Source organism: Arthrobacter sp. Ld5 (assembly GCF_051172775.1).
In the GTDB taxonomy this organism is placed as follows: domain Bacteria; phylum Actinomycetota; class Actinomycetes; order Actinomycetales; family Micrococcaceae; genus Arthrobacter_D.
The window spans coordinates 38968-46789 of sequence record NZ_JBPKBO010000020.1; the positions used below are offsets into that span (position 1 = coordinate 38968).

The window sequence follows — 7822 nt, forward strand, 5'->3', positions numbered from 1 at the left end:
ACCGGTGGCGCCACCTGCCGGAATAGAGTCCCGTCGGCGGCGGTTCCGTTGATTGACCGCATCAACCATCAAGGATTGTCATGACCCAGAGCCCGTCCCGCCTCGAGGACACCGCCGACCGGACCGCACCCCAGCACGACACGCCCGCCCCCGCTGCCCTCCCCGCCCGGGACCGGCTGGTCATCACGCTCCTGCTCATCTCGGCGTTCGTGGTGATCCTCAACGAGACCATCATGGGCGTCGCGATCCCCCGCCTGGTCACCGACCTCGGGATCACCGTGGGTGCGGGCCAGTGGCTGACGACGGCGTTCATGCTCACCATGGCGGTGGTCATCCCCATCACCGGCTTCCTCCTGCAGCGCTTCGACACCCGGCCCGTCTTCATGAGCGCGATGGGACTGTTCAGCCTCGGCACGTTCATCGCGGCGATGGCTCCGGGCTTCGAGGTCCTCGTGGCCGGCCGGGTGGTGCAGGCCAGCGGCACCGCGATCATGATGCCGCTGCTGATGACCACGGTCATGACGCTCGTGCCGCCGACCTCTCGGGGCAGGGTGATGGGCAACATCTCGATCGTCATCTCCGTCGCCCCGGCGCTCGGCCCCACCATCTCAGGCGCTATCCTCAGCACGCTGGACTGGCGCTGGCTGTTCTGGCTGGTCCTGCCGATCGCGCTCGGAGCACTGGGCATCGGTGCGGCGAAGATGCAGAACGTGACCACGCCGCGGAAATCCTCCATCGACGTCCCCTCGGTCGTGCTCTCCGCCGTCGCGTTCGGCGGGATCATCTACGGCCTGAGCCAGCTCGGCGAGGCGTCCACGGGCAGCGCGGTCCCCGCCTGGCTCCCCCTCGCCGTCGGCGTCGCCGGCCTCGCGGTGTTCGTCACCCGCCAGCTGGTCCTGCAGCGGCGCGACGCCGCCCTCCTCGACCTGCGGGTGTTCACCTCCAGGAACTTCTCCATCTCGATCGTCGCCATCGCGGTCAGCATGATGGCCCTGTTCGGCACCATCATCCTGGTCCCCATCTACGCGCAGTCCGTCCTCGGCCTGAGCCCCTTCCAGTCCGGGCTGCTGCTGCTCCCCGGCGGGCTGGCGATGGGACTGCTCGGACCGGTGGTCGGCCGCATCTACGACCGCCGCGGCCCCCGCGTCCTCCTGGTCCCGGGCGCGTTCCTGGTGAGCGCCGTCTTCTGGGCCATGACGCAGGTGAGCGAGACCACGCCCGTGCCCCTCGTCCTCGTCGCGCACGTCCTGCTCAGCATCGGGCTCGCGCTCATGTTCACGCCCCTCCTGACCTCCGCCCTGGGCTCGGTGCGGCCGCGCCTGTACTCCCACGGCAGCGCGGTCTTCGGCACCGTCCAGCAGCTGGCCGGCGCGGCCGGCACAGCACTGTTCATCTCCGTCATGACCATCCGGAGCACCGCCCTGGCGGAAAGCGGTGCTGCGGCCGACGTCGCGCTCGCCGGCGGCATCCGGGCGGCCTTCCTGTACGGGGCGGTGATCTTCCTGCTCGCCGTCGTCGCCTCGTTCTTCGTGCGCAGGCCCGACACCGCCGACGACGCCCCGGCACCCCTGCACTAGACGCCCGCCCCGCACTCCCGGCGGGCCGGGACCACGGTCGACGCTAAGTCAGCTTATGGTTGGATCATGAGCTTCAACGACAACGTGCAACTCGACCCCTCGCGGGTCAGCGACCGGCGGGGACGAGGTCGCGGCGCGGTGGTCGGCGGCGGCGTGGGCGGCGGCCTGCTCCTCATCCTGTCGCTGATCTTCGGTCCCGGCGTGGTGGACGAGCTCGGGCTCGACGACGGATCCGGCACCACGCAGGAGCAGGACGCCGGCGTCCCGGGCGGGGCGATCACGGAGTGCCTCACCGGCGCGGACGCCAACGAGCAGCTCGACTGCCGGATCCTGGCGACGGCGGAGAGCCTCGACGGCTTCTGGCTGCCGTACCTCGAGCAGGTCGGCGTGACGTACACCCAGCCGGGCGTCGTCCTCTTCTCCGGCCGGCAGAACACGGGCTGCGGCACGGCGACGAGCGCCGTGGGCCCGTTCTACTGCCCGGCGGACGAGCAGACCTACTACGACACGGCCTTCTTCGACGACCTCGTCACCCGCTTCGGGGCCTCCCGTGGGCCCCTCGCCCAGGAGTACGTGGTGGCCCACGAGTTCGGCCACCACATCCAGAACCTCATCGGGACCCTCGGCGCCGCACAGCAGGACCCGCAGGGACCGGAGTCGGGCGGGGTCCGCGTCGAGCTGCAGGCGGACTGTCTCGCCGGGATGTGGGCCGCCCACGCCGTCTCCGTCCCCGACCCGGAGTCGGGTGAACCGTTCCTGCGCCCGTTCTCGGACACGGACCTGCAGGACGCCCTCTCCGCGGCGGCATCGGTGGGCGACGACCGCATCCAGGAGGCCGCGACCGGGCAGGTCAACCCGGAGGGCTGGACCCACGGGTCCAGCGCCCAGCGCCAGGCCTGGTTCTCGGAGGGCTTCGAAACCGGGGACCTGGCGTCCTGCGACACCTTCGCGGCGTCCGACCTCGACCGCCCCTAACCCATGCCCGACCCCACCCCCGCTCCCCCGAAGGACCTGTCCGTGACCGACCGCCTCGCCGTCGTCGTCCCGGTGTTCAACGAACCCGGCATAGCCCGCACGCTCGACGCCCTCCACAGGCAGCGGGATGCCGTGGACCTGCGCGTCTACGTCGTGGACAACGGTTCCACCGATGACACGGTGGAGCGTGTCGAACACTTCATCGCCGCGCGACCGGCCTTCGACGTGAGGATCCTGGTGGAGCGGCAGAAGGGCACGGGCGCGGCGTGCGACACGGGGTTCCGCGCGGCGATCGCGGACGGCTTCACGCTCGTCGCCCGTACCGACGGCGACAGCGAACCCGAGGCGGACTGGACCAGCCGGATCCGCGCCCTGTTCGTGCACCGTCCGCAGGTGCAGCTGGTGGGCGGCGCGAGCGTCCCGCTGCGGGACCGGCACTTCCGGTGGGGCGACCACCTGCTCATGCCTGGCGCGCTGGTGATGCTGCGGATCCTGCTGGCGGTGAAGCACCTGGATCCCGCCTATCTGCGCTTCGTCGCCGGCCACAACATGGCGGTGCGCTCCTCGGCCTACCTGGCCAGCGGCGGGATCGGGCGGACCTCGATCGACGAGCGCGACGAGGACATCGACTTCTCCGTCAGGATCTCGCGCCGCCTGGGACTCGGCGCCGTGCGCATCGATCCCCGGGTGCGGGTCGCGACGTCGATGCGGCGCGTCCGCCGGTACGGCCTCGCCCTGATGGGCATCCACCACCTCATGCCGGCGCTCCGTGGCAGGATCGTCCGGACCATCGACATCCGCTAGCTGTACTACCAGCCGGGACCGCCGCCTGCCGGGCGCTCAGCCCGCGCCGCTGCCCCGCACGAGCCCGATCGCGTCCTCCACCGCCGGTACACGGTCCTGCCCGGCACCCGAGACGAGCCGGACCGTCCTGCGGAACCGCGCGTCGTCGCCCCGGCCTGCCCGGAAGGCCGGCAGGTGGGCGAGGACCGCGGCGCGACGCAGCGCGGCGTCCTGCCCCGCTGCCCACCGGTCCAAAACGGTCGCCGCCCGGGCGGCGTCCTGGCCGCCGAGCCGCAGGAGCATCGGCCCGACGACGTCGACCACGAGCGGATCCGCGAGGTCGGGCAGCCGCGCGGAGCGGAGGAAGCCCTCGATGCGCGTGAGGTCGGAGGCGCGCAGCAGCCGGACCGCCGACTGCAGCAGGACCACGGCCGCGAGACGGCACTCGAACACGGGACGCGACCAGAGCTCCGCGGCGAGGGCGGTGACGTCGTCGTGCCCGAGGTCCGGGAAGCGGCGTTCGGCGTTGCGGACCGTCCCGCGGACCGCGCCGACGGACGCCCCGTAGTACTCCAGCCCTGCGCCGAGACGCCGCTCGTAGTCCTCGGCACGCTCCCAGGAGCTCTCGTACTGGAGGGCGTCGGCGATGAAGTCGGCGGCGTCGCCCGGCGCGCTCACGGGGTGGGCATCCTGCTCATGACGTCCTCCGCGGCCGGGTGGTCTCCGCGGTGTCCCGCGCGTTGCCCCACCAACGAATCACGTGGGGCAACGCGTGTCAAAGGACTCCCGTCCGGGCTGCCGTCCGCGCCCGGTCGACGCCCCTAGGCGTTCGCCGACCGAGGCGCACCCATCCCCGGGTCGATCCTGTGCGGACCGGCCGCGGAGGGACGGACGTCGAAGGAGAACATCGCGGTGGGGAGGTACACGGTCGAGCAGGAGTTCGGGATGTCCACCACCCCGGACAGCCGCCCTTCGATCGGCGCCGATCCCAGCAGCAGGTAGGCCTGCTCCGGGCTGTAGCCGAACTTCGTCAGGTAATCGATCGCGTGCAGGCATGCCCGCTGGTAGGACAGGTGCGAATCGAGGTAGTGCTGCTTGCCGTCGAGCGTCACGGAGGTGCCGGAGAAGGCGATCCATTCGCTGTACCGGGGGTCGACAATGCCGGGCATGAAGATCGCGTTCTCGCTCACGCCGTACGTGTCCATGCCGCCCCTGATGATGTCGACCCGGAGGTCGATGAAACCACCCATCTCGATCGCACCGCAGAAGGTGATCTCGCCGTCGCCCTGCGAGAAGTGGAGATCGCCCAGGGACAGGTTCGCGCCGTCCACGAACACGGGGTAGAAGATCCGCGAGCCCTTGGACAGGTTCTTGATGTCCTGGTTGCCTCCGTTCTCGCGGGGCGGTGCTGTGCGGGCCGCCTCCCCCGCCACGCGGTCGAACTCCGACGCCGGCAGGCTCCCGAGCACGGCGTGCTCCGCCTCGGGCGGCAGCGCGAGCGGAGGAACGCGGTGCGGGTCCGTGGCGATCAGGTCTCCCTCGCGCTTGTTCCACTTCGCCAGCAGGCTCGCCGAGGGCGCCGTGCCCATGAGTCCCGGGTGGATGAGCCCCACGTAGGACACCTCCGGCACGTGGCGCGAGGTGGCCACCTGCCCATTGAAGTCCCAGATGGCCTTGTAGGCGTCGGGGAACTGCTCGGTCAGGAAACCGCCGCCGTTATTCCGGGAGAAGATACCGGTGTACCCCCACCCCTGGCCGGCGAGCGGACCGGAATCCTCCTGGGGGATCGGGCCGACGTCCAGGATGTCGACGACGAGGAGGTCCCCCGGCTTCGCTCCCTCGACCGCGAAGGGGCCGCTGAGTTTGTGCACGGTGAGGAGCGGGGCATTCAGGATGTCGTCGGCGGAATCGTCGTTGACGATGGCGCCGTCGAACCATTCCCGACAATGGACCCTGAAGGATTCCCCGGGCTTCACGGTGGCCACCGGAGGAATTTCGGGGTGCCACCGGTTGTGGCCGACTTTCTCCTGGTCCTCGAACTTCTTGGTCGAATCGAGTGGGAATATGACGTCAGGCATTTCATCTCCTTTGATGATTGTCGCCGTGCACCCGGACTAGGGGCGCGGCAATTTCTGGTGAAGCGGATTCGTCGTGTAGGTCGGGGTGGCGCCCCGGCCGGGGGACGGAAGACCCCCGGAGACCACGCGGGGCTCCGACGCGCTGCGCTCGGTCGAGTCGATCAGCTGGAAGGCTGCCGTCCCCGTCCTGGCGAGGTGGGGCGCACTGATCCTGCGCCGGGCAGGCTGCCCGCAGGTCGGGCAGGCGTCCTCTGCGGGTGCCGCCCCCATGCCGCGGATGACCTCGTACACGTCGCATCCGGGGCAGGAGTACTCGTAGATCGGCATGGAGCGGGCCTCTCTTTCCAGGGACGGATTCGTGCAGGGGCGGAGGATCAGGCGGGCGAGACCACCGCGCCCTCGTGCGTGGACGGGTTCCGACGCGGGATGCCCCGGCGCCCGAGGAGGAAGGCTGCTGCCAGGGAGGCAGCCGCTCCGACCGCCACCACCAGTGCGATCCCCGTGGTCGTCTCATAGCGGCCCACCAACAGGAAGAAGGCCGGCATGGTGCCGGTGAGGTGCGCGACGAAGATCGTGAACCAGCCCGTGGGGTAGGCCAGTGATTCCTTCCCCAGGCCCAGCAGCAGGAAGAACAACAACCACAGGACGGCCCACGTCCACCAGATGACGCCGAAAACAGGGTCCCCCACGAGGGTGAACTGGAGGGCGCCGATCACCACGGCACAGACCGCCACGAACAACGAGAACCAGCCGAGGCCCTCACCGTCGATACCGGTGATCTGGAGGATTCCCACATAGAGGTAGGTGAAGCCGAACAGGTACAGGCCTGCCGCACCGAAGATGGTCGGCAGGTCGTTGTTCGACTGGATGAGGATGATGGTCGGGAAGACGACCTGCATCACCCCGACGAAGAAATTGAGAATGGCGGCGGACTTACCGGGAACAACCCCGATAAGCATCAATCCATTGATGAAGAGAACCGCCCCGACGTACAGCAAACCGACACTGCTCATGGCGCTCCGTTGCGAAACGATGCATGGAATACCGAGGGGAGGAAGCCACCCGCACCCGGTAATTGTGCCGGGCAGGGAATAGCGTGACATTCGCGATGGCTTAATATGCGCGATATACGGTTGTGACGGCGATACTAGTCCTACCCGAAATACCTGTCAATGCCGCGAAATGCATCGGAAGACCGCCCTCAGTAGACGAAGACATCGAACCACGCCCGGTTGTGCGCGTGGAGGAGGACGAGGAACAGCACGAAGTCGAACAGGAGGTGCACGCAGATGATGTACGACAGCGAGCGCGTGCGGGTGAAGATGAAGGCCTGGAGGAGCGCGAACGGGACGATGAACAGCGGCGCCCACGCCCTGAAGCCCAGCTCCCACAGGAACGAGGTGAACAGGACCGCCTGCAGCAGGTTGGCCTGCACCATGGGCAGGTGCCGGCGCAGGAGCGCGAAGACGGTGCAGATGAAGAACAGCTCGTCCCAGATCCCGAGCCCGTTGGTGCCGACGAACAGGCGGGCGATCTCCGCCGGTTCCGACGCCGCCGGCCAGTTCGTGTAGACCCCGGTGCTGATCATGTAGAAGGGCAGCACGGCGTAGCCCAGCACGACGACGACGGGCAGGTACCACTTCTCGGTGCGGGTCCAGGGTTCGCCGGTCCGGACCGGGAAGGTGATCGCGTGGTCCCGGTACACGAAGCGCGAGACGGTGTAGGGCACGCCGACGGCGAGGATCATCGCCGACCCCATGACCGCCATGTGCTCCACGCTGATGTCCGTGGTGATGGGCACGAGGGTCATGACGGTGAGGCCGAAGGCGATGAGCAGCAGGTCCCGGAACAGCGCGCGATCGACCACGGCGGCGACGGCGAGCGCCGCACCGAGGAGTCCGTACCCGGCCAGGGGCTGGTGGAGGACGAGCAGCACGAAGCCGGCGAGGGACACCAGGGCTGCCGGGGCGAGGGCCCGGGAGGGGGTACGCCAGGTGCCCTGCTTCCAGGACCGGGTGGCCGTGAGCATGGCGCCGGGAGGAGGCTGGTCCGGCGCTGCTGTCTGCTCCACGATGCGTGCTCCTTCGACGGCGTGCCCGCGGGGTGTCTCCCGCCGACGGCCCGCCGGCGCCTGTGCGGGTACGATCCTCATTCTTTCCCGGGTCCGGCGGCCGGTCCAGACCCGGGACGCGCCCGGCCCGCGCGCCCTTCCTCCCGCCGCCGGTTCCGCTGGCTCATCCGCGGGAGGTGAGATCCCGGCCTTCCCGCGCGCCGACAATGGGAGGCAGCACCTGCACGCCGCCGGACGGGCTGCGCTATGGTCGTCGCGATGTGCTCGCCGGGCTCACCGCGTCGCTCCAGGAGAAGGAGACCCATGATGCCGGACCCGCCTGCTGCCGCCCCCCAGCC

General features: G+C 69.5%; 8 protein-coding genes. 3 read left to right on the forward strand and 5 right to left on the reverse strand.

Going from position 1 to position 7822, the window contains the following annotated elements; genetic code table 11:
- The first annotated feature begins 80 nt into the window (after nucleotides 1–80).
- The 3 genes from ACSGDB_RS10160 (at nucleotide 81) to ACSGDB_RS10170 (ending at nucleotide 3356) form a co-directional block, all read left to right on the forward strand.
- Nucleotides 81–1577, forward strand: a complete 1497-nt coding sequence (locus ACSGDB_RS10160) for an MDR family MFS transporter (RefSeq protein WP_434994538.1) — start codon at nucleotides 81–83, stop codon at nucleotides 1575–1577.
- 66 nt (nucleotides 1578–1643) lie between these two features.
- The gene (ypfJ, locus tag ACSGDB_RS10165) at nucleotides 1644–2552 is read left to right on the forward strand and encodes a KPN_02809 family neutral zinc metallopeptidase (protein ID WP_434994539.1); all 909 of its coding nucleotides are present in this window, start codon (nucleotides 1644–1646) and stop codon (nucleotides 2550–2552) included.
- Nucleotides 2553–2594: 42 nt separating this feature from the next.
- Complete coding sequence (locus ACSGDB_RS10170) at nucleotides 2595–3356, forward strand: glycosyltransferase (protein WP_434994541.1); 762 nt, start codon at nucleotides 2595–2597, stop codon at nucleotides 3354–3356.
- 36 nt (nucleotides 3357–3392) lie between these two features.
- Here the strand turns inward: ACSGDB_RS10170 and ACSGDB_RS10175 are convergent, their stop codons facing one another.
- The 5 genes from ACSGDB_RS10175 to ACSGDB_RS10195 all read right to left on the reverse strand — a co-directional run bounded on the left by ACSGDB_RS10175 (nucleotide 3393) and on the right by ACSGDB_RS10195 (nucleotide 7442).
- The gene (locus tag ACSGDB_RS10175) at nucleotides 3393–4013 is read right to left on the reverse strand and encodes a DNA alkylation repair protein (protein ID WP_434994542.1); all 621 of its coding nucleotides are present in this window, start codon (nucleotides 4011–4013) and stop codon (nucleotides 3393–3395) included.
- A gap of 143 nt (nucleotides 4014–4156) precedes the next feature.
- Nucleotides 4157–5413, reverse strand: a complete 1257-nt coding sequence (gene fmdA, locus ACSGDB_RS10180) for a formamidase (protein ID WP_434994543.1) — start codon at nucleotides 5411–5413, stop codon at nucleotides 4157–4159.
- A gap of 36 nt (nucleotides 5414–5449) precedes the next feature.
- Nucleotides 5450–5740 carry an FmdB family zinc ribbon protein gene (locus tag ACSGDB_RS10185; RefSeq protein WP_434994545.1) on the reverse strand — a complete coding sequence of 97 codons (291 nt, stop codon included), beginning with the start codon at nucleotides 5738–5740 and terminating at the stop codon, nucleotides 5450–5452.
- Between the two features lie 47 nt (nucleotides 5741–5787).
- On the reverse strand, nucleotides 5788–6426 hold the full coding sequence (locus ACSGDB_RS10190) for an AmiS/UreI family transporter (RefSeq protein WP_434994546.1): 639 nt from the start codon (nucleotides 6424–6426) through the stop codon (nucleotides 5788–5790).
- 188 nt (nucleotides 6427–6614) lie between these two features.
- The gene (locus tag ACSGDB_RS10195) at nucleotides 6615–7442 is read right to left on the reverse strand and encodes a CPBP family intramembrane glutamic endopeptidase (RefSeq protein ID WP_434994552.1); all 828 of its coding nucleotides are present in this window, start codon (nucleotides 7440–7442) and stop codon (nucleotides 6615–6617) included.
- Nucleotides 7443–7822 lie beyond the last annotated feature (380 nt).